Here is a 22,447-nt window from a genome sequence, read left to right on the forward strand (position 1 = left end):
ATTATTCATCCTTTTTTTTACTTCTGTGGTAAAAGTTTAATCATTCAGTTCCTTAAAAAGGCTCAGGTACTCTTCCTCTACTTCTTCAAACGCACGTACTGTATGATCTGCCGAAATATGAAGGGGTGGCTGTGGTTCTGCGGGAGGTTCGTTTAAAAGATATTTCATATCATACCATAGCAGATCATTATCTATGAAGTGCAGCTGCTGTTCTTCCGCTTCTGAAAGCACAGAACCTAGATATTTTGTATAAATAATGTCAAGAAGTTTGTCCTCCTGTTTCTGATAATCGTGCAGACTTTTTTTAAAGGGTCTGGGAACATCAGACATATAACATTCACTGGCATCATGGAGAAGTGCTGCCAGTGCCAGACGTTTGGAAGCATTTCGCGCAAGTGCCTCCCGGGCACAGAATATACAATGTTGTCCTACTGAGAAAAATGTTTTTACGTGTCCATTTCCGCGGCAGATCAGTGAAAGCGCATGTGCGATATCTTCTATACAGATCAGTTCTGCCTGTGGATGAAGTGGGTCAAAATGCTTTCCGGTGTAGGTTGTAATATAATCACTCATAAATAATTTTCCTCCGTTTCATATGGGCTCAGACAGCTTTTTATATCATTCTGTAATATATTATAAACAGGATAAGAAAAAGTGTCCATAATATTTCTTAGATAAAAGTAATACATAAAAATCAAAGAAATTGATACCTGATTTACAAATCTGTTATTTTGTGTGATATAATACAGAAAAACGACAGGAGATAAAAACTATGAGACATATGGAGGAAATGAAGATCGCCGGTCTTGCAATGGCATTGTGTATCGTAATGCTGGGAATATACATTATTGTACCGAAAGATGGAACAACATCACATCTTACTGCAATACCGGATAATAATGCAGCACAGCCTGTTACTGATTCGACTTCCCAGGAATCAGCAGACTCAGGAAATGATGAATATTTTCCAATTTATACAGAAGACAGCTATAACAGCGAAACGGAACCTGATTATTCCTATGACAGCACGGATAATACAGATAATGAAAATACGTATACTGACAGCTCTGATTACACTCCGGATAATACTGGTGACGATAGTTATAACAATGATAATTCCTATGTGTCCGACAACACCGGAGATACAGGTAGTGATGAGATTCCAGCCGATAATACTGATAATTCATATACCGGCTCCGATGAAGTGATCGATGATAACACAGATACAGGGGATACCTCAGATTCTGATCTTGGTGATGATACGGGAGATACAGGGAGCGATGATACGGTAGAAGTATATTAAAACATATTTTATGGAAAAAACAGCAGCCACGCATAAGATTTATGCAACAGCTGCTGTTTTTATATTTTTAGATTCCATTAATATTTAATGGATCAGTTGATATTTTGAAGCAAGGATGTCATCTCCTGATAAAGAACATCTTTAGAAGAAGCTCCCATGACAATGGAAATAAATGGCTTGCCGTAAGCATTCTGACTTAACAGTGCCAGACAGTTTCCTGCTTTGTCTGTTGTTCCTGTTTTTCCTCCAAGAATCGTGACGTCCTTAGGAGTTGTAGCTTCACCGGTAAGGTAATGATCTGTTGCAGTCAAGGTAGTACTTGCATCGGAACCATCGGAATGCTTATAAGTAACTGTATAAGAAGACATTTGTGTGATATCTGTAAATTCCGGATAATTCAACGCCTCTTTCAGCATCAGATAGATATCATACGGTGTAGTATAATGATTCTCATCCTGCAGCCCGTGCGGGTTTGTAAAATGTGTTCCTGTGCAGCCCAGCTCCGCAGCAAAAGAATTCATCATTTCCACGAATTTGTCTGTTGTTCCACCTATATGCTCTGCAATTGCTGAGGCTGCATCATTAGCCGAATATACAAGCAGACAGTGAAGAAGCTGATCCATAGTAACCTGATCGCCAGCCCAGAAGCCAGCTACCTGAGAACCGGATTCCAGAGTAACATTTTCCTGGGAGATCGTTACTGTATCATCCATATTTCCGTATTTCAGGGCAAGCATTGCAGTCATAATCTTTGTGATACTTGCAGGATATACTTTATTGTAGGCACCTTTTGCGTAAAGCACTTTTTTGTCATTAAGATTCAGAAGCACTCCGGACTGATTATCGGCCAGACTGACGGAATCAAGATCAACATCTTTTGTGACAACACAGAGATTCTGGGCAAAGCCCTCTGCTCTCTGTGTTTCTTTTGAAATCAGTGTATTATCAAATTCTGAAAAAGCATTAAACGAATTGGAGGGCGATGAGAAAGTGCCTCCTCTCAGTTTATAAACACCGAATCCACCGGCTGTACAAAGTACAACCAGCAATAATACAAGAAGAATTGTGTTGCGAATTCTTTTTCTACGCATTCTGCGAAGTCTGGCAGCCTGTGCTTTTCTTTTTGGGGCAGATGCCGCACTGCTTTTTATGGGTTCTTTACGGGTCATAAATATTCCTCTTTCCGAAAGTAGGCATCTTTTTTCTGCTCTTTCTTTTGTAGTTCTTTGTTATATGCGCTGCTCTGCAGACCAACATTGAGAACAAGTCCCATTCCCATAAAAAGACTGATCAGGGAAGTAAGACCATAGCTCAGAAACGGCAACGGTGTACCTGTATTAGGTGCAAGGCCGGTGGCAACACAGATATTGATAAAACTCTGTATGGCTACAATACTGCCTACACCACAACATATGATTTTTCCGGCAAGATCCTTGGCTCTGAGACTCATACGTATACATTCAAATGTAATCAGAAACAGAAGAACAACAATAAACGTACATCCGATAAAACCATACCGCTCTCCTGCTACTGCAAAGATAAAGTCAGTCTGATTCTCAGAAACAAAATTTCCATCATTAACTGAGGTTACGCTGGTATTACCGTTAAAGGCACGTCCTACAAGTTCACCTGAAGCAATGGCTGTCTTGGAGTTGTTCTGCTGTTCGATATCGTCTGCATATTCTTCATTTTCCGGGTACAGAAACGACATGATACGGTTTCGCTGGTAATCCTGTATCAGCTTCTGATCCGGCTGTACAACGATGGAAAGAAAAATGATCGCCAGCGGAATCGCAATCAGCGCAGCCCCACCGATAATCTTATAACTGAGCCCTGCGATATAAATAAGAATACAAAAAAGAACAGTTACTGTGATCGTATTCTTCATATCCGGCTGCACATAGATCAGCATCAGAGGAATCACCAGAAGAACTGCTGATTTCGCCAGTGTTTTCAGTGTGTTAAGATCTTCCTCATGATCCATGAAAAATTTTGCAAAAAACAGAATGATAATAATCTTGGACAACTCTGTAGGCTGGAAACGGATAAATCCAAGATCGACCCATCTGGCAGCACCGTTAGCACTGGATCCAAAAAAGCGGACAGCCAGAAGCATAACAATATTAAAGCCGTACATGATCCACTGGAAATTTAAAAGCCAGGAATAATCCATCAGCGAAAGAATCAGCATAAGAACTACTCCGATGATAACACCCAGAAGCTGGCGGGTGCGGAGATAATCGGCAGCTGTCCCAACAAGCTGAATTCCAATAAAGCTGATAGCCAGCAAAAATACTACCAGGCGAAAATTATAAAATCGCAGCTTATACTGTTTAATCATAAATTATGCATCCCTTTTCTTAAGTACAGGTATGACTGCATGCAGAACAGGTGGATCCTGTGATATCTGTATGGTCACCCTTTGTTCATCAATTACAACGTATTTTTTTACAGCATGAATAAGATCATTTTGCAAAAGTTTCATCATCTGTGGAGAGCAGTCTATACGTTCAGATACAAGAAGAAGCTTCATTCTATCCCGGGCATATCCTGCAGAACGTTTTTTTCCGGAGAAAAAAGCACGCATGTGAATTCCCCCTCATGATGAAAATGGCAGGCAGCAGTTATTTTCTGAATATACTGCCAAAACGCCTGAATATATTATTTTTGCGGCGGACAGTTACGTAAGGAACATCTTCCCCCATAAGCCGCCGGCAGATGTTACGATATTCCTCTTCTGCCTGAGAATTCCGACCGGAGAGGGGCTCTCCCTGATTGGTGGATATTACAATCTGTTCATCATCCAGGATCGCGCCAAGCAAATCTACTGCAAGAATCTCCAGTACGTCATCCACTGACATCATATCACCTCTTGCGATCATTTCAGGACGCAGCCTGTTAATGATCAGCCGGATATCGCGTATTCCATCAGATTCCAGAAGTCCAATGATCCTGTCAGCATCACGGATCGCAGAAACTTCCGGAGTTGTGACTACAAGTGCCCGGTCGGCACCAGCTACCGCGTTACGAAATCCCTGTTCGATTCCCGCCGGACAATCCAGAAGAATATAATCAAATTCCTCTCTGAGATCGTCGGTAAGCTTGATCATCTGTTCCGGTGAAACTGCAGTTTTGTCTTTTGTCTGGGCAGACGGAAGAAGATACAGCTCAGAATGCCGTCTGTCACGGATCAGAGCCTGCTTCAGACGACAACTGCCATTGATAACGTCCACCAGATTATAAACGATCCTGTTTTCAAGTCCCATAACAACGTCCAGATTTCTAAGACCGATATCCGTATCCACAACTGCAACTTTTTTACCCATGGCAGCCAGACCGGTTCCGATGTTCGCTACAGTTGTGGTCTTTCCGACACCGCCTTTTCCGGATGTGATAACAATGACCTCACTCATGTTTTATGAATCCTCCTGATAAAATGTTCCACACTTCTGGTTTTATCGTAAGGTCTGTTTAGTCATTCGAAACATTACTGGTGTCGCTTGCGGCATAGCCAGTGAGAATGGTGCTTTCATCTGCAAGTCCGAAAATGTATTTAAAAATATCATTAGCTGCAAGACATGCATTACCGGATGCGTATCCGTTTGCGATACGGACGGAAATTGCATATTTGGGCTCGGAAACAGGTGCATATCCGATAAAAAGTGCATTGTTCGGATGGTAGTAATCAATCTCGGCAGTACCAGTCTTTCCGGCTGCTTCAATACCGAAACCGTCGAACTGGTTATGTGTCTGAACTACTCTGTGCATACCATCATGGATATCTTCCCAGATATTACTGGAAATATCCAACTGGCCTTCTTTTTCAGAATCATATTTCTTTACAAGATTTCCCTTGGAATCCGTTACACGGTTTAGCAATGAAAGCTTATAGATACTGCCGGATGTTGCTATCGTTGTAGCATATCTTGCAAGCTGGCTGGTCGTAAACATGTTGGTACCCTGTCCGATATAAGAAGGAACTGCATTCTTATCAGAAACCTGCGGAGAAGCCTCCGAAATCTCAATACCTGTTTTACGGTCAAGTCCCATGAGAGACGCATATTTCTGAAGCATTCCAAGACTTCGTGCTTCAGAAAAATTACCTTCGGAATCTTTTCCAAGTTCAAAACCGATCGTACTGAAGAATACGTTACAGGACTGCTCAATAGCCCCGCGGATCTCCAGTGCCCCATGGCCCTGTTTATTCCAGCAGTTAATCGGCGGTGTCACAAGATCAAAACTTCCCTTACACTCAATGTAAGTACCATCATCAATCACTCCTTCTGACATTCCTGCTACTGTGGAGAGAATCTTAAGGGTAGAACCTGGTGCTGTTCTCTGCTGAGTAGCTTTATTGAAGAACGGGCTTGAGAGATCGGTAGAAAGCTTTGCATAGTAATCGGTATCCATATTATTAGTCAGTCTGTTGTTATCATAGCCAGGATAGGATACACAGGCAAGTACATCCCCGGTAGTTACATCTGTAATAACTGCAGATGCGGAACATGGAGCCAGAGCAAGCTGAGCCGGAGTAATCTCAAGATTTGCAATCTTACGGTACATAAACGTGTACGCATCCAGCTGTCCGGAAGAAAGGCTCTGATAAAGCTCGTCCTCTTTTGACAGAACTCCCTGTTCATAAAGAACAAGACACAGCTCTTCGCCACTGATGGTATCTTCCTGAAGCATATATTTATACAGAAGCTTGGAAAATCCGGTATCTGTCTTAAGATAACTGATGATATAATCGGTCAGTGCCTGATATACTTCGTCCGAATCCAGATATTCTCCGGATGTGGATATCTGAGAAATATCAATCCAGTTCTGGCTGGCAGCATAATTCAGATAATACTTCAGACTGACGCTCTGATCGTTTTTCCACGCCTTGTAAGTTTCATCAGAGGTATCAATGGAATCACTTTTTAAGATCTTCAAGGTATTGGTAAGAAGATCATCACAGATATAGGTGAGATATTCCTGCATCTGAGAATCCTCGTCCTTATAGGCCGGCGGATTATCACCTGTCAGTCTGTTACTTATTGTATCAAATATCTGTTGCTGTTTTTGTTGAAACTTGGCATATAAATTTTTTTCTGTATCAGAGGCAGTATCCTCACTAAATTTTGATATATCAATTACACTGTTTGCGACCAGTGCATTATATACATCATAGATCGGAATGGTAATCTTACTTGCATCTTTTTCTGCTTCATAATCATAGGTTTTGTCCGGTGTCAGTTTGGAAAGGACAATTCCGGCAACTCGCTGCTCCAGAATCTGATAAATACTCTTCTGCCAGTCTGAATCAATTGTCAGATATACATCATTTCCAGCTACCGGATTCACAGTTTTTGAATTGTCGATATCAAGTACTTTACCAAGATTATCGACAGTAACAGTTTCCTCGCCATCCGTTCCCTGAAGATCCAGCTCCATATACTGCTCGATACCTGCTTTACCTACAATGGCATCATTGGAATAATCAGGATTATCTTTACGAAGTGTTTCCAGTTCTTCTGATGAAGCCTGACCGGTATATCCAAGAATCGGCGCCATACTTTCATCATCAACATATTTTCGGGTGGAATCTTCAACAATGTCGATTCCCTGAAGTGCTGACTGATTCTCTTTTATAGCAGCTACAGATTTTTCGCTGACATTTGTTGCAATAGTAACTGGCATATATTTCTTGAAACTGTTGGTATTCAGCTGATAACGCATAATAGCAATTTCAAGAATTTCCTGTTTCGTCAGTTCTTCCGGAAGAGAATGTGCCGCAAGCTCCTCACTTGTATAGGCATCTTTACCATATAATACAATGGAAAATCCCTTACTTCCGGTGAGATAATCCATCATCTGTGCTGCTGTTGCATTTCTCTGGTCATCAGACAGATTATCAATCTGTGCCTCTCCGTAAACATCCGCACGAAAACGATTCAGTGTAAATCCTTCCTCTACATCAAAGACATAATCACCATGATCGTTTACGATGATGTGGAAATTATCAGAAAGGCTGTCTCCGTTTCCTGAAAGGATCTGAAGCACCTGATAGGCGATTCCGTTAAGTGTCAGATTTTTTTCTCTTGTGCTGTCATAAGTACCGCTGTCTTCAAAAGTTACCGAATAAGCAAGTACATTAGAAGCCACAACTGTGCCATTTCGGTCGTAAATGTTTCCACGGGTACTTTTGATCACTCGCGTTTTGGTTGTACGGGACTGAAACTTATTGATGTAATCCTCCCCCTGAATGATCTGCAAACTGAAAAGCTGCCTCACCAGAACAGAAGAAAGAAAAACAAATACGATCACAAGCACAGTAGTACGTTTCAGTCGGATTTTTTTTATGATTTTTTTTATTTTAATTCCCAAATAGACTCACTTTCTTTCCTTACAGTATCCATTAAGTGGTAGTTGATCCAGTAAAATGCCCGATATACGATGATCGTGAGGAAAACCGTATAGACAATTTCAGGAATAATGATCCGGTACATATACGTCCAGAAGCCCAGGCGTCCGCGCAGAAGAAACTGCAGACCGTATACAGCCAGATTATAAAGAAGATCCGTTCCTGCTACAAGAAAAAGAGGAACTTTAAGATCGTCGTCATAAAAGCTGCGGAACGCGTAGCCACTGATAAATCCTATATACATATAGATCAATGCATAAAAGCCAAACAGTGATCCATAAAAAAGATCGATGAACAGTCCGGAAAAGAATCCTGTCCACAGACCGGCTTTCCGTCCACGCATCAGTCCCATGGATACACACAGGATCAATGGCAGGTTTGGTGTGATAGAACCTATGGAAATCCGATCCATCACTGTACATTGAAGTAAAAAACAAACTACAATTGTGATAAATGATACGATCTTATTTTTCATTGGACGCATCCTCCGTATTATCTACTGCGTCCTGTTTATTGACGGTAATGACAAATACATCTTTAAGATGACCAAAATCCACTGGTGTAACGATCGTACCTGTTTTTGTCAGGTTGTTTGGATCCTGCTGGATTTCACTGACATAACCGATAAACAGTCCTTCCACATATTTCTCACTGATGTTTGATGTGACGATACGTTCTCCTACCGTAACCTTATTATCCTGATCATATAACTGCTCAAAACTTAATTTACCTTCATCAATAAGCTCAAGATCTCCTGTTACAACACAATTGTCCGAAGTGCTGACTGCCATTGCGCTCACATTGCTGCTGTCGTCAATAATAGACCGAACTGTTGCCCAGGATGGTCCCACTTCTGTGACAATACCTACAAGACCTTTTCCTGCGATGACATTATTGTCAACACGAATACCGTCATTACTGCCTTTATTGATCATAAAAGTATCGTACCAGTTCCCCGGATCCTTGGAGATGATTCTTGCTGCAACCTTCGGATAATCCGTATATTCCTGATCAAGAGCATAAAGCTCTTTCAGTCTGGTAAGCTCTGTCTGATCCTGAATCAGAATATTATTCTGCTCTGTAAGACTGTTGATCTGATTTTTGAGGTCTTCATTCTCCTGAAGCACATCCTGTTTGTCGCGAAGACTGTTCTTTACATCTCCGAACATGTTACTGACACCGGAAATACCTTTTTCAAAAGGTACTACAAGGAAACCGGCTGTTTCCTGCAATGGTGAGGAAAATGATCCGGAGGCTGCGGTCGCCACAATACAGCTGCCACAGAAAAGAGTCATGATCACAAGGAGATGCTTGCTTTTTAAATTAAAATGAAAACGCACTTTTTTTCTGATGTTTTTCATTGTACATACCCCTTTATAATTTTTTCTGCTTTACGGGCTGCGCCCACTTACGTAAATCTCTGTCACGAATGATCTTTTCAAGTCCACGCACAGCAGAAGTTTCGTACAAATCGGAAAGATTAAATGCAAAACCTGTATAGCCTGCCAGATAATTATCAATATATGGAAGTCTTGTGCTTCCACCTGTCAGATAAATTCCCTCTTTGGCAATATTATATGCGATCTGAGGCGGTGTACGCTCCAGAAAGGTCTTCATCTCAGCTGCAATCTGATTGATACAATTGATGATGCCTTCATTAACTACAGATGCAGATACCACTTCTTCTCTGGGAAGACCGGAAACACTGTCGATTCCTACGACCTTACGCGCTTCTTTTTTCTGATCATTCAGACGTCCCATGACCAGTTTCAGCCGTTTGGCTGTACGCGTTCCAACCTGGAGATTATATTTTTTACGGATCTCGCTGCAGATAGATTCATTCATCTGCCGCCCTCCGATAGGAATTTTACGGCTGATGATGATCTTGCCACTGGTAATGATGGAAAATTCCGTACTCTGGGCGCCGATATTAACGATCATACTGCCCTCTTCTTTTTCCAGATCAACATTCATGGCAATCGCATCTGCAATAGGCGATTCGACCATGAATACCCTGTTTTTCCGAAGCCAGTGCCCATTGACAAGATGATAATAAGCTCTTTTTTCGATAGCAGTCATATCTAGCGGCACTGCAAAATACATATCTGCACCAAGACCTGACGTATGATCAATCTTACGCATCATACTGTAAAGAACGATCTCCTGAAGCTCCAGATTTGCGATCATACCAAAGGCCATTGGAGAATTAACGGAAATATCTGCCGGTGCTTTCTCAAACATTTCATAGGCCTCATTGCCAATAGCCAGAATCCTCTGTTTACGATAGGCCACCATATTTTTTTCTATGTAGGTTTTATTTCTGAAAACGGAATAGACTTTTACAGAACTGCTCCCCAGATCTACTCCGTAATGATTTTTAAAAAGCATAAATCTGCCCCTTTATTCTGTGTACTCATCAAAAATTCCTTTTTCGCGGAAGCTGATATATTTCTGGTCACCTATGATAATATGATCCAGAAGGTGTATTCCCATAAGTTCCCCTGTCTGATAAACACGCTTTGTCACATCCAGGTCTGCCTGACTTGGGGATGGATCGCCGCCTGGATGATTATGGACAAGAATCAGATTTACCGCACGGTATTTCACTGCCTCCACAAAAATCTCTCTGGGAGTGATCAACGTGGCATTGGCAGTTCCACGGCTTAAAAGCTGCTCGCCGGTCAGATGATTATGTCCATCCAGCATCATACAGTACAAAAGCTCCTGTTCTTCATGACGCAGTCGTTCCATATAATATCTGGCAATTGTGACAGGATGATTAAAAGACATCTCTGGCTTCGCGGCTGCAGTGGCCATACGCTTGGAAAGTTCCCCGATACATTTCAGCTGTATGGCTTTTACCTTACCGATCCCGTGAATCTTCATAAGCTCCGGCAGGGAGATATGAAAAAGTCCGAGAAGTCCGGAATGTCCGGAATGTTCTGATAAATTAAGGATCTCATCTGCCAGTGCAAGAGAACTTGATCCCTGCACACCACAGCGCAGAATCACAGCCAGAAGCTCTCTGTCACTTAAAGACTGCTCTCCTTCCCGCAGACATTTCTCATACGGTCGCTGATAACCTGGCATTTCCATGATTGTATCTTTCATTTAAATTTCCTTTTCGCTCCCGGAAGAAGGAAATGCAAAATTGCAGTGATTATTTTAGCATAAAAAATAGGGGATGTACACTCTATCCCGAAAATTTCCACTTTTTTCACATTTTGTTTACAGGCAGGGAATAAAATTCTGCTACTGCTTCTGCCACTTTGATTCCGTCCATAGCCGCAGAAGTAATACCACCTGCATATCCGGCACCCTCCCCACACGGATAAATTCCTTCTATATTAGAAATAAGTTCTTTGTGATCTCTTACGATTCTTACCGGGGAGGAAGTTCGGCTTTCCACGCCTTCCAGAAGAGCATCCGGTCTGTCAAAGCCGGAGAGCTTTTTGCCAAAGGCATGAATACCAGCTTCAATAGAATCGCCGATCTCCTTCGGGAAAATACTCCGCACATCGGCAAGGGTATACTCTCCTTTGATACATGGCTGTACCTCTCTGAGCTGTGAGCTTTTCTGCTTTTTGCAGTAATCCTCAAAAAGCTGCACCGGGACTTTTCCATTGCCTGCCTCCCAGGCTGCACGTTCCAGATTTCTCTGGAGGGCAATTCCTCCGAGAACACTTTCCTCCGGAAAATCAGAAGGATTGACGGTTACAATGATCGCACTGTTGGCATTGTGACTGTCACGCGCCTGATAACTCATACCATTTACTGCAAGCAAACCTTCTTCGGATGACGCATTTACCACATAGCCGCCGGGGCACATGCAGAAAGAATAAACACCACGACCATTTTCCAGCGTATGCGTAACCTTGTAGCTGGCAGCACCCAGGAGGTCGTTTTCCGGTTCGCCGTAAAGATCCTCATTGATCATCGTCTGCGGATGTTCTACACGGACGCCAACCGCAAAGGATTTCGGTTCCATGCAGACTCCCCGTTTATTCAGCATGGCAAACGTATCTCTCGCACTATGTCCGGGAGCCAGAATGCAGACTTCGGCAGGGATCCGCTCCTGATCATTCACCATAACGGCTTCCAGACGGTCATCCTGAATAAGAAGATCCGTTACTGTGGAACGAAAACGGAACTGACCGCCCATTTCCTCGATCTGGTGACGCATAAACTGCACAATTCCGACCAGCTGATCTGTTCCAAGATGCGGTTTCTGCTGATACAGGATTTCCTTCGGTGCTCCGGCCTCCACAAATCGTGCAAGAACCTCCTTTCCTCTTCCGAAGGTGTCTTTTACAAGGGTATTCAGCTTTCCGTCGGAAAAAGTTCCTGCACCGCCCTCTCCGAACTGTACATTGGAATCCGGGTCAAGCACGCCGTTTTTCCAGAAATTTTCTACTGTTTTCTGACGCTTGTCCGCTTCCTCACCACGCTCCAGCACAAGAGGCCGGTAACCTGCTTTTGCAAGATACCAGGCGCAGAAAAGGCCCGCCGGACCACTTCCGATCACGACCGGCGGATGAACAAGTTCAGCCGAACCCGGTGAAGGAAAATGATAGCAAGTTTCTTTGGTTAACATAATGTTTTTATTGTGAACTTTTTTAAGGGTGCAGGCTTCTTGTTCTGTTTTTACATCAACGGTATAAACAAATTTTTTATCGTCCTTGTGGCGGGCATCCAGGGATTGTTTATGAATTTTATAAGTGAAAGGTGCTGCACCAAGACGAAGTGTTTTTGCGATTTTTTTCTGAAGCTGTTCTTCTGTATGTGTGATGGGAAGCTTCAGCTGCGTGATACGGATCATACATTATCCTCCTTTACGGCGTGAAGGCCGGCAACTGCTCCACTTGACCAGGCCCACTGGAGATTGTAACCTCCACAGGTTCCGTCTATATCAAGAAGCTCTCCGGCAAAATAGAGCCCCCGATGAAGCCGGGACTCCATGGAATAACTGTTTACTTCACTTGTATCGACTCCTCCTGAGCACACCTGTGCCTGTTCAAAAGAAAGTCCGTCTTTGACAGAAAGCCGGAAGTCTGTGATCGCAGAGATAAGCTCTCTCTGTGCTGTCAATATACGAATCAGTTTTTCCGGAAAAATTCCTGTGAGAAGTTCTCTTTCGTTTTTATATGGGCAGTCCTTCCTGCGATGTTCCAGGTATTCTTCGAGCTCTTTTGATGATAATTCCGGAAAAAAGTTTACCGAGAGCTCCACTGCTTTCTTCTCATGGACTGCACGTATTGCATAACGGGAAATCTGAAATACCGGAATTCCGGATATTCCATAGTCAGTAAGCTGCAGCTCGCCCTGCTGTGATGCAACTGGTGTCCCATCGATATAAAGGGTTATTTTTCCCTCCGTACGCACACCACTCCATCCGGAAAAAGAATTTCCCCTGCATTTCAAAGCGGTCAGTGCAGGAAGCGGTTCAATCAGATGATGTCCGAGGCTTTCGGCAATCTGGTATCCGCTTTCGCCGGAGCCTGCAACAGAAGAAGCTCTGGAACCATTGGCAAGAATCACTGCATCACAGGTATAGGTCCAGCCATCTGTATGGACATTCCAGTGTCCGCCTGAGAAAGACACTCCTGTAACAAGCTGGTTTGTCTTAAGCTTTATTTTCAGACTGCGGGCTTTTAGGGTAAGGACATCAACAACACTCTGTGCCTGGTTACTTCGCGGATAGATCCAGCAGCTGCGGTCTGTTGTACAGATTCCTAACTTACGAAAAAACTCCAGGGTATCTTCCACAGAAAACTGTTCCAGAGCGTCTTTCACGAATTCCGGATGCGTTCCTCTGTAAGTATCTGCCGATTTCTGAAGGTTTGTCATATTACAGCGTCCATTGCCCGTAGCACAGATTTTCCGGCCCGGACGGTCGTTGCGTTCCAGAACTGTGACAGCAGCTCCGTTTGCGGCAGCACTTATTGCTGCCACAAGTCCGGAGGCTCCTGCACCTACAATGATAATATGTTTCATAATTTTACAAGATCCTTATTAACCATGTACTGAAGAGATTTCAGGATTCCAAGCTTCGCATGCTCCCAGGTAAGACCTCCCTGGAAATAAACAGCATATGGCGGTTTCATAGGTCCGTCTGCAGAGAGTTCGATAGAAGATCCTTGGATGAAAGCACCTGCCGCCATAATAACCTGGCTGTCATATCCCGGCATATCCCATGGTTCCGGTGTTACAAAGCTGTCTACCGGTGCTGCTGCCTGGATTCCCTGGCAGAATGCAACAAGACCTTCCGGTGTTCCAAGTGTTACGGCCTGGATGATATCCTGGCGTGGTTCTGTGCTGTTCGGTACAACAGGGAAACCAAGCTTTTCATAAATATTTGCTGCAAAAACAGCTCCCTTCAAAGCACCCTTTGTAACCATTGGAGCAAGGAAAAATCCCTGGAACAGAGAACGGTTCACACCGAGAGTTGCGCCCACTTCCATTCCAAGTCCCGGGCAGGTCATGCGGTAAGAAGCATTTTCCACGCAGTCTTTGCGGCCGGCAATATAGCCACCGATCGGAGCAAGTCCGCCACCTGGATTTTTGATCAGGGATCCCACCATAATGTCGGCACCTACATCACTTGGCTCGATCGTATCTACGAATTCACCGTAACAGTTATCTACCATACAGATCACATCCGGCTTGATTTTCTTTACGAATGCGATCAGTTCGCCGATCTGTTTTACAGAAAATGACGGGCGTGTCTGATAACCCTTGGAGCGCTGGATCGTTACCAGCTTCGTCTTATCGTTGATGGCTTTTTTGATGTTTTCATAATCGAAGGTGCCATCATAAAGAAGGTCTACCTGACGATATTTTACCCCATATTCCGCAAGTGAACCTGTGGAAGGACGGATTCCGATAACTTCTTCCAGTGTGTCATAAGGTTTTCCCACAGGGGAAAGCAGCTCATCGCCCGGGCGGAGATTTCCAAACAGGGCGATTGCAAGTGCGTGAGTTCCACAGGTGATCTGCGGGCGGACCAGACAAGCCTCTGTATGAAAAGTATCTGCGTAAACCTGTTCCAGGGTTTCACGTCCAAGATCATTGTAGCCATATCCGGAAGAGGCTCCGAAGCAGGCTTCACTGACACGGTTCTTCTGCATGGCGTGAATAACTTTCATCTGGTTATACTCCGCTGTTTTATCAAATTTTTCAAAACGTTCTTTCAGGGAATCTTCTACTTTCTTACCAAAATCATAAACCTCTGAGGAGATTCCAAGCTGTGCATATAATTCTTTCATAATAATCCTATTCCTTTTTTATTAATTAGCAGAAAGTATTCCTTTTTCCCTGCATACAGAGAGCATATACTCAAGAATTCTGCTGTCATTGTAATCAAATTTATCTTTATCCACCCAGGTTACCTCTCCCTCACGGCGGAACCAAGTAAGCTGGCGTTTGGCAAAGTGTCTGGTATCCCGTTTCAGGATACGGACGGCTTCCTCGTAAGGATATTCCCCTTCGAGCCATGCCAGGATTTCTTTATAACCCAGACCCTGCATGGAAACCATTCCTCTGTGACATCCCATTTCCTGAAGATGTTTCACTTCTTCCACAAGGCCATTATCCAGCATTTCATCTACACGTGTGTCGATTCTCTCATAGAGAAGCGGACGTGGCGCATTCAGAACAAAATATGCCAGATCATAAGGACTTTCATGTTCTTTCTGTTCTTCATTATGCTCGGAGATCCGGTTGCCATTCTGTTTATAGAATTCCAAGGCGCGGATCACACGCTTTACATTGTTTTCATGGATTTCCTTTGCAGATTTCGGATCAACTTCTGCCAGCATATTGTGAAGAAATGTATTTCCCTTCTGTGCTGCAAGTTCCTCCAGTTCCTGACGGTAATGATCGTCCTGTTCAGACTGGGTAAAATCAATATCTCTTGTTACTGCCTGAATATAAAAGCCGGTACCGCCTACCAGGATCGGGATCCGTCCCCTGGCATAGATCTCATCCATGGATTTTTTTGCCAGCTGCTGAAACAGTACGATATTAAAATCTTCGGTTGGCTCCAGCACATCAACCAGGTGATGGGGTACACCATCCATCTCCTGCGGGGTGATCTTTGCGGAACCGATATCCATATGGCGGTATACCTGCATGGAATCCGCAGAAATGATCTCGCCGTTTACTGCTTTTGCAAGTGCAATGGAGAGCTTTGTTTTTCCTACGGCCGTAGGTCCGGTAAGGACAATAAGAGGTTTTTTCATAATTTCCTCCATTATATTTATACGATACGTTTGAATTTTTTTTCGATTTCAGTTTTTGTCATGGATATGATTGTCGGTCTTCCATGTGGACAGTTGTATGGATTGTCCAGCGTCAGAAGCTCATCGATCAGCTTATCTGCCTCCTGCGGGGACATGGCATGGTTGCCCTTTACAGCTGCCTTGCAGGCCATGGTAGCAAGTTTTGCAGTAAAGAGTTCAAAGGCATCTTTGGAACCATCTGCTGTCAGATGATCCAGCATTTCCAGAAAAAGCTCTTCTTCCGTCATGCCAAGAAGCAGGGAAGGTACTGCGCTGATACTGTATTCCCGGCCTCCAAAGGGTTCAATATCAAATCCAAAATCACGGAAATACTGCTCATTGGCCTTAAACAGAGATTCCTCTTCAAGACTGAGTGAAACGATCAGAGGCGGGCTTAAATACTGAGACTGGATCTCCTGAGATTTAAACAGTTTTACAAAACGCTCATAATATACTTTTTCATGCGCGGCATGCTGATCAATGATATAAAAATTATTTTCAAACTGTACCAGCCAGTAAGTATCGAATAACTGTCCGATCAGCTTATGGCGGCTTCTGGATTCCGGAGCGAGAAGCTTTTCTTCGAATAATTCCAGTTGTTTGGGCGGTGCAGATTGTTCTGACTTCGGTGATTCTGAAACAGAACCAGGAGCTGTTTCAGTCTGAGCATGAAAATTCATATTATTATCTGTTTCTGTATGATCGAAGCCAGTTACCTTTGTCATGGCATCCAGAACTGCATTGGACGCAGTCTCCACGGTATGTCCGGAAGCAGATACTGCAGATACCGCCCCCTTCAGTGTTCCGGCAAACATCTCCTCCTCTTCCCTGGTAAAGGTCTGCGGCGCAGATGTCTTTGACTGATCTGATGACAGATACGAAGGATTCTCCTGAAGCTTCCCATACATAGCCTGCCGTCTTTTGGTCTCAAACGGTTCTGGCACATTCCCGATATTTCCGGTTCCGGGACGCTTCATACGAGATGCAGGCTCTTCCTTTCCGACAGATACCTGCGGAATCAGCTCCCGCTGTGTCACAGCTTTGCGGACAGTCTCATAAATCGCGGTATAAACCTCCGTCTCTCTGGCAAAGCGCACTTCTCTTTTTGCAGGATGTACATTAACGTCCAGATCATTGCCATCCATTTCAATCCGAAGCGAAACAAAAGGAAATTTATGCTGCATGACAAATCCTTTATATCCATCCTCGATTGCTTTCGTAATAATCTTGTTTTTTACATATCGTCCATTGATATAATAGTTCTCGAAAGTACGGTTTCCTCTGGAAATTTCCGGTTTTCCCACAAAGCCTTCGATCTTCATGAAATCGTTCTCATAGGAAACATCCAGAAGTGCCTTGGCGATCTCCCGGCCGTAAACACTGTATATAACATCCTTTACGCTGTAATTTCCGGAACTTGAGAGCTTGACCTGCCGGTTCTGGATATATTTAAAGGAAATCTCAGGATGAGAAAGCGCAAGCTGCTCCATCAGTGTATTGATATAACCGGCTTCTGTCATATCAGATTTCAGAAATTTACTTCTGGCTGGTGTGTTATAAAAAAGATTCCGGATCAGGAACGTGGTTCCTTCCGGCGCACCCATTTCTTCCAGGGACTGTTCCTGACCGCCTTCGATCACATAGCGGGTACCGCTGATGGCAGAGGGTGTTTTTGTGATCAGCTCTACCTGAGAAACGGCGGCAATACTGGAAAGTGCCTCACCACGAAAGCCTAAGGATGCAATATGTGTCAGGTCTTCAACTTTTTCAATCTTGCTTGTGGCATGCCGGAGAAAAGCCAGAGGAACCTGTTCAGCCTCCATTCCGGAACCGTTGTCTGTAATACGGATCAGTCTTTTTCCGCCGTCAGTGATCTCCACAGTGATCGCTGTTGCTCCTGCGTCAATCGCATTTTCCACAAGCTCCTTGACAACAGAAGAAGGCCGCTCTACAACCTCTCCTGCTGCGATCTTATCAATCGTATTCTGGTCTAAAACTGCAATTTTTCTCAAAGGATCACCACCGGTTCTTTATTTTGTTCTGCAGATTATAGAGAATATTTAAAGCTTCCATCGGCGTCAGATTGCCGATCTCCAGGTTTTTGATCTCTTCGATGATGTCGTTGTCCTGCACAGTGTCAAACAGAGACATCTGCGCCATATCTACTTGGTCATAGCTGATCTTCTGTTTTTTCTTCGGAGCAGTCAGATCCTTGACCGCTGCTGTGATATCCGCATCGCTGAGCTCTTCTACCAGCTCTTTTGCACGCTGGATCACGGAATCCGGAACACCGGCAAGTTTGGCCACCTGAATACCGTAGCTCTTGTCTGCACCACCTTTTACGATCTTACGTAAAAATACGATATCGTCGCCGTTTTCCTTGACAGCGATACAGTAATTGTTTACTCCGGAAAGCTTGCCCTCCAGTTCAGTAAGCTCATGATAGTGCGTTGCAAATAAGGTCTTTGCTCCGCAAAGCTTGGTATTGCTGATGTGCTCGATCACAGCCCATGCAATGGAAAGTCCGTCAAAGGTACTGGTTCCGCGGCCGATCTCATCCAGAATCAGAAGGCTCTTGGATGTAGCGTTTCGAAGGATATTGGCAACCTCTGTCATCTCCACCATAAACGTACTCTGTCCGCTTGCCAGGTCATCAGATGCACCTACACGGGTAAAGATCCGGTCCACGACACCGATGTTTGCACTGTCAGCCGGAACAAAACTTCCGATCTGTGCCATCAGTACGATCAGTGCTGTCTGACGCATGTAAGTAGATTTACCAGCCATGTTCGGTCCTGTGATAATGGAAATACGTTTTTTGTGATTATCCAAATAGGTATCATTCGGTATAAACATGTCATTCTCTATCATCTGTTCCACTACCGGATGACGACCGTTGCGGATATCAATAAGACCAGTCTCATTGATCTTTGGACGGACAAAATTATTTCGTTGTGCAACCAGTGCAAGGGACGCAAAAACATCCAGCGCGGCCACAGCTTTGGCTGTACGCTGAATACGGACAACCTCCGCACCGACCTGATCACGGATACTGGAAAACAACTCGAATTCCAGTGCATACAGTTTATCTTCTGCACCCAGGATCAGATCCTCCAGATCTTTTAATTCCTGGGTAATATAACGTTCGGCATTGGTCAGTGTCTGCTTGCGGACATAATCCTCCGGTACCAGTTCCTTAAAGGTATTGGTGACCTCCAGGGAATAACCAAATACACGGTTATACTTGATCTTAAGGCTCTTGATACCTGTTCGCTCACGCTCTCTTGCTTCCAGTTCAGAGAGCCATTTTTTTCCATCTGTGCGGGAACGGCGGAATTTGTCAACGTCTTCGTTGAAACCTTCGCGGATAATACCGCCGTCTTTTTGAGCAAGGGGCGGATCATCTGTGATAGAACTCCGGATCAGAGCTGTGATATCTGTCAGTGGATCCATATCCTCATTAATCCGCTGAAGCAGTGGAGATTTAAATTCTGCCAGGTTCTGTTTTATATATGGGAGCATTTCCAGAGAGGAGGCAAAAGAAACCAGATCTCTTGGATTCGCTGATTTATAGCTGATACGGCTGATAAGACGCTCCAGATCGTAGATCGGGTTTAAATATTCCCGGATTTCGTCACGTTCCATTGGCCTGGAATTAAGTTCTTCCAGTGCTTCTAACCTTTTTTCGATTTCTTCTGCATCAATAAGCGGCTGTTCCACGTAAGAGCGTAATGTTCTGGCACCCATGGCTGTTTTTGTCTTATCCAGAACCCAGAGAAGGGAGCCTCTTTTCTGTTTTTCGCGCATGGTCTCCACAAGCTCCAGATTTCGGCGGCTGGAACTGTCGATAAGCATATATTTTTCCGCGGAATACGGACGAATACTTGCCATATGAGAAAGCGCTGTCTTCTGGGTTTCTTTCAGGTACAGAAACAGAGCACCGGAAGCAATAACTCCACTGTCATAATCTGCGATTCCAAGTCCCTCCAGATTTCCTACATGGAAATGCTCTATCAGTGTTTTCTGGCAGAGCTGATCATCAAAATACCACGGATCCAGTGCAAACACGCAGATTCCCAGACGTCCTTTCAGATCATCAATATCAATGCCGCTTAAAAGAAACGCATCGTTACAGATGATCTCTGCCGGAGCGAATTTATTGATCTCGTCCAGAAGTTTCTGCGGTTTATCCATCTCCGTCAGGAAGCAGTCTCCTGTGGTAATATCTGCAATGGCACAGCCAAAATGATCTCCTATGGAAACAATAGACATCAGATAATTATTCTTGGATTCGTCCAGTGCCATGGCATCCAGAGTGGTTCCGGGGGTTACGATACGGACAACCTCACGTTTTACAAGACCCTTGGCCTTTTTGGGATCTTCCACCTGCTCACAGATCGCAACTTTATATCCCTTTTCAATCAGCTTGTTGATATAGGTTTCTGCAGCATGAAAAGGAACGCCACACATGGGCGCTCTCTCTTCTAATCCGCAGTCTTTTCCTGTAAGTGTGATCTCCAGCTCCTTTGATGCAGTCAGTGCGTCTGTGAAAAACATTTCGTAGAAATCTCCCAGCCGGTAAAAAAGAATGCAGTCACTGTATTCCTCTTTGGTCTTTACGTATTCTCGCATCATCGGTGATAATTTCCCAGTGTTAACTGGAAACCCTGTATTTATGCGGCTTGTAGATGCTTTATGTTCCTCTTTGACCCACTTTTGACCCATTTTTTTTTCTTCTTCAGTGTTTCTTGTTTTTTCCAAATATTTAAACCTCTTCCTAAAATCTCATTTCATCAGCAAAATCAGCTTTCTTTTCCATACTTTTCATCATACCGTTTGTATTCATCTTTTACATACCCCTGTTCAAGATGCGTATAATACTCTGTCATTTTCTGAGTAGAATGACCGCTGATTTTACCTACCGTAGCCGGTTTCATTCCAGATTGTACACATCTTGTTACAAAAGTATGACGAAAGCTATGTGGAGTTACATCTAACATTTCTGCTTCTCGACCTTCTTTTTCAGCCTCTAATGCTTCTTGCTTATTTACAATATTTTTGATTCGCTCACATTCATCTTCAGCATTGCCAGGAAGATAACTCATTCCTGTTGATGTTGTAAATATCAGTCCAGGATATTTTTTTAGAAGATCATTTCCAGTTCCCCATTTCTTGCCTAACACTTTTTTGTCCTGATTCTGTTTTTCTTTCCAGCTCAAAAAAGCTTCAATTGCAATATCTGGCAGCGGAATTATTCTGACACTTTTCTTTTTTTTCGGTGATGTAATCTGTGTAACATAATACGGCTCAGCAAGTTTCTTTCCCTGCTTGTCATAATACAATTTGACTCTGTTTAGCGTTTTGTATACACGAAGATATTTTTCATCGAAATTGACATCTCTCCATTGTAAGGCAAGTACTTCGCCTATACGCATTCCCGTATGCATCAAAATCAAGAAAAGTTCCTCATAACGGTCTCCTTTAATGGTTTCCAAAAAGCGATGGCTTTCGTCTGTACTAAGACAATTCTCTTTTACATCCAAAGCTTCTTCTGTAGGTTCTGCCAACACTTCTCCCGGTGTCTCAACGGAAAGCTTAACTTCTGCTGTAGGATCCGATGGAATCATTTTACTGGCTGCTGCCCTCTCAAACATTTGATGCACGACACTTAATGATTGCTTGATTGATGTAGGAGCGTATCCTTCATCCTCCAATTTTTTAATCATGTCAAGAATATGTTCCGGTTTGATATCTACCAGTTTCATGTAACCGATGTATTCTTCTGTTCTTCTAAAACCATCTTCATAATTTCTTATCGTGGTTGCTTTAAGATTCCGAACCTTATAAAGTTCCATCCATTTCTCATACCATTTTGAAACGGACATACTCGAATCAAAGCCTGGAACACCTGGGAGAACCTCCGCTAAATACATGCTTCTTTGCTTTCTCACTTGCTGAAGATTTGTTCCATAGATAGAAAAAGGCGGTTTGCCAGAACCCTTAATTGTGATTCTGGCTTCATACCGCCCATCTTTTCTTTGTCGGATTCCCTTACCTATTTCTTTTCCTTTTAGATTTTTTCCCATAACATTACCATCCTTTTTCTAATAACAATAGATGATCATGCATGGCACTGGACTTAATTTTAACACAACCCCAAAAACCTTTCAAGACTGCCGATCTATCCATTTCTGAAATTTTTTCTTATCAATCAGGGTTCTTCGCCCAATTCGTACCATGAAGGTATTATTGTTCATAAGTGTTCGCATTGTTTTCTCAGAAAGCCCTGTCAGTTCACAGGCTTCCTTAACTGATATAAGAATCTTATCGTTATCTGCTGCCGGTTGTTTCTTTTTATGTATCATATATAATTACAGCCAATATCTGCAGGCAGATGATATTGGCTGTTCCTCCTCTCCTATGGATTCTATAAACGGACTTCCTGCGAGTCCCTGTGAT

19 protein-coding genes are annotated in these 22,447 nt (G+C 43.5%); 1 reads left to right on the top strand and 18 read right to left on the bottom strand.

Annotated elements, in window-relative coordinates; translation table 11 throughout:
• Positions 1–36: 36 nt before the first annotated feature.
• A complete protein-coding gene (locus tag WMO28_RS13240; protein WP_349057267.1) occupies positions 37–573 on the bottom strand; it encodes a hypothetical protein in 537 nt (178 codons plus the stop codon).
• Between the two features lie 199 nt (positions 574–772).
• Between WMO28_RS13240 and WMO28_RS13245 the strand changes: the two genes are divergently transcribed.
• The gene (locus WMO28_RS13245) at positions 773–1,303 is read left to right on the top strand and encodes a hypothetical protein (protein WP_349057268.1); all 531 of its coding nucleotides are present in this window, start codon (positions 773–775) and stop codon (positions 1,301–1,303) included.
• 92 nt (positions 1,304–1,395) lie between these two features.
• Here WMO28_RS13245 and WMO28_RS13250 read toward each other — a convergent pair whose 3' ends face one another.
• The 17 genes from WMO28_RS13250 to WMO28_RS17110 form a co-directional block, all read right to left on the bottom strand.
• Complete coding sequence (locus tag WMO28_RS13250) at positions 1,396–2,472, bottom strand: D-alanyl-D-alanine carboxypeptidase family protein (RefSeq protein WP_349057269.1); 1,077 nt, start codon at positions 2,470–2,472, stop codon at positions 1,396–1,398.
• Positions 2,469–3,644, bottom strand: a complete 1,176-nt coding sequence (locus WMO28_RS13255; protein WP_349057270.1) for an FtsW/RodA/SpoVE family cell cycle protein — start codon at positions 3,642–3,644, stop codon at positions 2,469–2,471. Before WMO28_RS13255 ends, WMO28_RS13250 begins: the two co-directional genes overlap by 4 nt.
• A 3-nt stretch (positions 3,645–3,647) precedes the next feature.
• Positions 3,648–3,890, bottom strand: a complete 243-nt coding sequence (minE, locus tag WMO28_RS13260; protein WP_349057271.1) for a cell division topological specificity factor MinE — start codon at positions 3,888–3,890, stop codon at positions 3,648–3,650.
• A 37-nt stretch (positions 3,891–3,927) separates the two neighbouring features.
• Positions 3,928–4,716: a septum site-determining protein MinD gene (gene minD, locus WMO28_RS13265; protein ID WP_349057272.1), complete on the bottom strand. Its 789-nt coding sequence runs from the start codon at positions 4,714–4,716 to the stop codon at positions 3,928–3,930.
• A 58-nt stretch (positions 4,717–4,774) separates the two neighbouring features.
• Positions 4,775–7,672, bottom strand: coding sequence for a penicillin-binding transpeptidase domain-containing protein (locus WMO28_RS13270; RefSeq protein ID WP_349057273.1), 2,898 nt, complete (start codon positions 7,670–7,672; stop codon positions 4,775–4,777).
• Entirely contained in the window at positions 7,657–8,184 is a 528-nt protein-coding gene (mreD, locus tag WMO28_RS13275; RefSeq protein WP_349057274.1) for a rod shape-determining protein MreD, read from the bottom strand. Before mreD ends, WMO28_RS13270 begins: the two co-directional genes overlap by 16 nt.
• On the bottom strand, positions 8,174–9,070 hold the full coding sequence (gene mreC, locus WMO28_RS13280) for a rod shape-determining protein MreC (protein ID WP_349057275.1): 897 nt from the start codon (positions 9,068–9,070) through the stop codon (positions 8,174–8,176). The genes mreD and mreC overlap by 11 nt, the downstream gene beginning before the upstream one ends.
• A 13-nt stretch (positions 9,071–9,083) precedes the next feature.
• Positions 9,084–10,097 (bottom strand): rod shape-determining protein, encoded by a 1,014-nt coding sequence (locus tag WMO28_RS13285; RefSeq protein ID WP_349057276.1) that lies wholly within the window; start codon positions 10,095–10,097, stop codon positions 9,084–9,086.
• A 12-nt stretch (positions 10,098–10,109) separates the two neighbouring features.
• Positions 10,110–10,820 (bottom strand): RadC family protein, encoded by a 711-nt coding sequence (radC, locus tag WMO28_RS13290; protein ID WP_349057277.1) that lies wholly within the window; start codon positions 10,818–10,820, stop codon positions 10,110–10,112.
• 106 nt (positions 10,821–10,926) lie between these two features.
• Positions 10,927–12,528, bottom strand: a complete 1,602-nt coding sequence (locus WMO28_RS13295; RefSeq protein ID WP_349057278.1) for an NAD(P)/FAD-dependent oxidoreductase — start codon at positions 12,526–12,528, stop codon at positions 10,927–10,929.
• A complete protein-coding gene (locus tag WMO28_RS13300; RefSeq protein ID WP_349057280.1) occupies positions 12,525–13,703 on the bottom strand; it encodes a BaiN/RdsA family NAD(P)/FAD-dependent oxidoreductase in 1,179 nt (392 codons plus the stop codon). The genes WMO28_RS13295 and WMO28_RS13300 overlap by 4 nt, the downstream gene beginning before the upstream one ends.
• Positions 13,700–14,974 carry a methionine gamma-lyase family protein gene (locus WMO28_RS13305; protein ID WP_349057281.1) on the bottom strand — a complete coding sequence of 425 codons (1,275 nt, stop codon included), beginning with the start codon at positions 14,972–14,974 and terminating at the stop codon, positions 13,700–13,702. The genes WMO28_RS13300 and WMO28_RS13305 overlap by 4 nt, the downstream gene beginning before the upstream one ends.
• A 21-nt stretch (positions 14,975–14,995) precedes the next feature.
• Positions 14,996–15,949, bottom strand: coding sequence for a tRNA (adenosine(37)-N6)-dimethylallyltransferase MiaA (gene miaA, locus WMO28_RS13310; protein WP_349057282.1), 954 nt, complete (start codon positions 15,947–15,949; stop codon positions 14,996–14,998).
• Positions 15,950–15,966: 17 nt separating this feature from the next.
• The gene (gene mutL / locus WMO28_RS13315) at positions 15,967–18,000 is read right to left on the bottom strand and encodes a DNA mismatch repair endonuclease MutL (protein WP_349057283.1); all 2,034 of its coding nucleotides are present in this window, start codon (positions 17,998–18,000) and stop codon (positions 15,967–15,969) included.
• Positions 18,001–18,004: 4 nt separating this feature from the next.
• On the bottom strand, positions 18,005–20,623 hold the full coding sequence (gene mutS / locus WMO28_RS13320) for a DNA mismatch repair protein MutS (RefSeq protein WP_349057284.1): 2,619 nt from the start codon (positions 20,621–20,623) through the stop codon (positions 18,005–18,007).
• Between the two features lie 167 nt (positions 20,624–20,790).
• Positions 20,791–22,074: a tyrosine-type recombinase/integrase gene (locus tag WMO28_RS13325; protein ID WP_148446906.1), complete on the bottom strand. Its 1,284-nt coding sequence runs from the start codon at positions 22,072–22,074 to the stop codon at positions 20,791–20,793.
• A gap of 81 nt (positions 22,075–22,155) precedes the next feature.
• On the bottom strand, positions 22,156–22,353 hold the full coding sequence (locus WMO28_RS17110; protein ID WP_055066219.1) for a helix-turn-helix domain-containing protein: 198 nt from the start codon (positions 22,351–22,353) through the stop codon (positions 22,156–22,158).
• Between the last annotated feature and the right edge of the window lie 94 nt (positions 22,354–22,447).

Origin of the sequence: Blautia aquisgranensis (assembly GCF_040096615.1) — a bacterium.
In the GTDB taxonomy this organism is placed as follows: domain Bacteria; phylum Bacillota; class Clostridia; order Lachnospirales; family Lachnospiraceae; genus Blautia_A; species Blautia_A aquisgranensis.